3 protein-coding genes are annotated in these 3,630 nt (G+C 46.3%); 1 reads left to right on the top strand and 2 read right to left on the bottom strand.

The window, feature by feature from the left end:
• Nucleotides 1–254 precede the first annotated feature (254 nt).
• Nucleotides 255–515: a hypothetical protein gene (locus ACEW9J_RS08840; protein WP_373544768.1), complete on the bottom strand. Its 261-nt coding sequence runs from the start codon at nucleotides 513–515 to the stop codon at nucleotides 255–257.
• A gap of 581 nt (nucleotides 516–1,096) precedes the next feature.
• On the opposite strand from ACEW9J_RS08840, the gene ACEW9J_RS08835 reads away from it, so the two are divergent.
• Entirely contained in the window at nucleotides 1,097–2,626 is a 1,530-nt protein-coding gene (locus ACEW9J_RS08835; protein ID WP_373544767.1) for an ATP-binding protein, read from the top strand.
• Nucleotides 2,627–2,633: 7 nt separating this feature from the next.
• On the opposite strand, the gene ACEW9J_RS08830 is transcribed toward ACEW9J_RS08835, so the two are convergent.
• On the bottom strand, nucleotides 2,634–3,630 hold a 997-nt coding region (locus ACEW9J_RS08830), incomplete at its 5' end, for an alpha/beta hydrolase (protein ID WP_373544766.1).

Below are 3,630 nucleotides of genomic sequence, written 5' to 3'. Positions count from 1 at the left end.
GTGAGGCTGCTTTGGAAGGCTTTGATACTGCTGTCTAAAGTCATTGTCATCTGTGATTCCTCCGAATCTGGAGCGAGGAGATTCCTGCTCCGCTAGTGGGTGAATTGATTCTTGATACTAAAAACCTTTCCTGATACCCCTCAGTGATGAGACTCAGTTGACTAACACTGTATGATTCTAGCGATAAGAAAAACTCTATCAAATGGAGGATAAAAAAGTATCTAAAAAGCTGCGACGGGGTATCATTGACATTACTACGATCGAGTAAAAATAAATCGATAGGTTGTTATTAAAAAGCCTTGAGGATTCTTTGATTGTGGTTGTGATGAATTTGCTGATGTTCTTGCTAGTTGTTCTTTGAGCAACTCATTTTCTGTTCGCAGTTCTGCCATTTCTTGCTCAATCTTATCCATCCGCCGCACTAATTCTTCAATTAGTTTCAGAACACTTACTGGCACTTGTGACCACTCTTCTGGACTTATTGCCGCTCTTAGTTCTGGCACTGTCTTCTCCATATGCCTTACCCTATCAGATTTCTTCGATTTTTGCTACTCCTGTGAACTTCTACGTTTTGGCTTCAGCGATGATTTTCGGCATGTTAATTATTCGATAGATTTATAATCCGAACCTGCTCACACTATCCTAGTCTGAAGTTGTGAGGATCTTGTGAGGAAAGTATTATTTAATCGATAACTTTAGCTAAATATTTATCTTAATATTTAATTTATTATCATTGAGTTTTTTGTACTTATGGCTGGTTAATAATGGCTCGATTATTTAATAAAATCATCAGCCGATCGAAGGATACATAACTTAAATTTTAGTGGAGAATACTCACCTACCCGAACAGACTCAGAGCAGATCTAAAAAAAGGGACAAAAACTCCCATGATGAGATATTTAAGTAGCATCTACGTCAAATATTATTATGTGTCAAAATTTAAAAAGTTTGCTGTACTCAGGCAGTTTTTGAGATTTGACACCTGAGTTCGGATTCGATCGCCCAGGTATCAAATTTAGTACATGTGACATTGTAAAAATATTTAATATCTGCTAGGTTGTGGGGGCACAGTACCAATCGATTGTGTCAACCTATCATGCACAACAGCTTAGTTGTTGTGACTAATATGAATCTCCCTACCTTCACAGTGTTGATTGTCGAAGACTTGCTAGAAAATCGAGCGGTATATCGAGAGTGCCTACTGAGCGATTCAAGCTGTGCTTACGATCTAATTGAAGCGGGATCGGTGGCGGAGGGACTGGAACTATATAGTATGAAAACGATCGATGCGATCTTACTCGATTATTTGCTCCCAGACGGGGATGGGCTGAAATTCCTAGAGATAATATCACAGCGAAGTCCCGGTCGGAGTCTACCTGTCGTGATGATGACGGGGCAGGGTAGCGAAAGTGTTGCAGTTCGAGCGATGAAACTAGGTGCTCAAGATTATTTAGTCAAGGGCAGCTTTACGCCACAGCTATTAATCTCAGCCATGCAAAGTGCGATCGAGAATACCCGCTTGCGGCTCCAATTACGGCACCGCGAAGAGCAGTTGCAGGCATCTAGCGCACAAATTACGACGATCTGGGAAAGCATGAACGATGCGTATATCAGCCTCGATCGTGATTGGCGGATCGTCTACACCAATCCAGCAGCAACTCAAGTAATCGAGCGAATAGTCGGTCTTACACCTGAAGAATTTATCGGTAAAACCTATTGGGAAGTTTTTTCCCAGTCGGTGAATAACTTCGTCGAGCAAGAATATCGCAGGGCTGTGACCGATCGAGTGGCGGTACATTTTGAGGTATTTTACGAGCCAATTGGCAGTTGGTTCGAGCTTCATGCTTATCCGTCTACCGCCGGATTGGGGATTTATTTTCGGGATATTAACGAACGTAAATGGCTCGAAGGCGAACGAATCGCCGCCGAACAAGAGCGCGAACACAACCAAGCCGCGCTCGAACATCGCCATCAAGAGCTAGACAGCTTTGTCTGGAGCATCTCGCACGATCTCAAAGCACCCCTACGGGCAATTGGCAATCTCGCTAAGTGGATTGAAGAGGATTTAGAGGGTTCGCTCACAGTCTCCACTCAAGGGCAAATGACACTGTTACGGGGCCGAGTCGAGCGGATGTCTGCTCTCATCGATGGACTACTCGACTATGCCCGCACCGGACGAACGGACGGATCGAACGAGTCGGTTGAAGTGGCGCGATTGCTAGCTGAGGTCATCGATTCGATCGATCCGCCACCGACATTTTGCATCGAGATTGCGCCAATGCCGACCGTATTCACAAACCGTCTCTTACTATCCCAGGTGTTTGCCAATCTCATCGGTAATGGCATCGAGCATCACCCCAAGCCTTATGGCTCGATTCATGTGGCGGTACGAGAGCAGGAGGATCGGTATGAATTTAGCGTCGCCGATAATGGTGTCGGGATCTCACCAGAGCAGCATGAGCGGATTTTTGGCATGTTCCAGGCAGTAAACCCTCAAAATCGAACGGACAGTACGGGAATCGGACTGGCAATTGTCAAAAAAATTGTTGAAGCCCAAGGTGGAACCATTTGGTTAGAGTCCCAGATTGGTAAGGGTACAACGTTCTACTTTACTTGGCTCAAGTGATTTTCCCCTAGCGATTGAAACTCGAACGTAATCCTGCTGCTGCTTGTTGTACAGCCTGTTTCGCCTTATTTACTACTGCTCCCATCCCAAAAAATTCATGCGTCACGTTGGTATAGTTAGTGGCTCTAACAGTTGTACCTTCGGTGCGTAATCGCTGTGCATAGGCTTGTCCTTCGCTCCTCAAGGGGTCGATGTCTGCCGTAATCACGGTTGCAGGTGGTAGACCTTTTAGGCTCTTAGCTCTCAATGGGGATGCGTAAGGATTACTGCCATCAGCCGGACTCTGGAGATATTTATCCCAGAACCATTCCATCCCCAGTCGATTGAGCGGTACTTGAGGATTAGTCCCAATCTCCTGATATGAAGGTGTATCAAAGGCATAATTGGTTACGGGATAAATCAGCATCTGATGTACTGGCATTTTACCCTGTCGATCGCGTGCCATTAAGCAAGTTACAGCCGCTAAGTTGCCGCCAGCACTCTCGCCACCAACGGCAACTCGCCGAGGATCGCCTTTAAGTTGAGCGGCATTCGTCATCACCCATTGAAGTGCTGCATAGGCATCTTCGGCGGCGGCTGGAAACTTATGTTCTGGAGCTTGACGGTAGGCGACGGAGACAACCATACACTTGGCGGCATTGGTGAGCGCACGGCAAGAAGCATCATAAGTATTGAGATTGGCAATAACCCAGCCGCCACCGTGAAAGTAGACTAATACGGGGAAAGAGCCTTGACCCTGGGGACGATAAATTCGGGCGAGGAGGTCGCCTGCTGGGCCAGGAATGAGTTGATGACTGATATCTCCGACCATTTCCACTGCGGGTTTGCCCTGTTTAGCTAATACACCGATGACGGCATCTGCCGCTGTGGGATTGTTACGAGCGTTTTCAGGTGAGAGTCGATCGAGCGGTGGTGCGTTGAAAGCAGCAAGTTCGTCTAGTACGGCTTTCATTTGAGCTTCAGGTGTAGTTGCAGCTTCTGCTAACTTAATCACCGCTGGATTG

Source organism: Chamaesiphon sp. (assembly GCF_041737865.1).
Classification (GTDB): Bacteria; Cyanobacteriota; Cyanobacteriia; order Cyanobacteriales; family Chamaesiphonaceae; genus Chamaesiphon.
The sequence above is the reverse complement of the archived record's forward strand: the minus strand, read 5'-3'. Positions and strand labels throughout refer to the sequence as shown.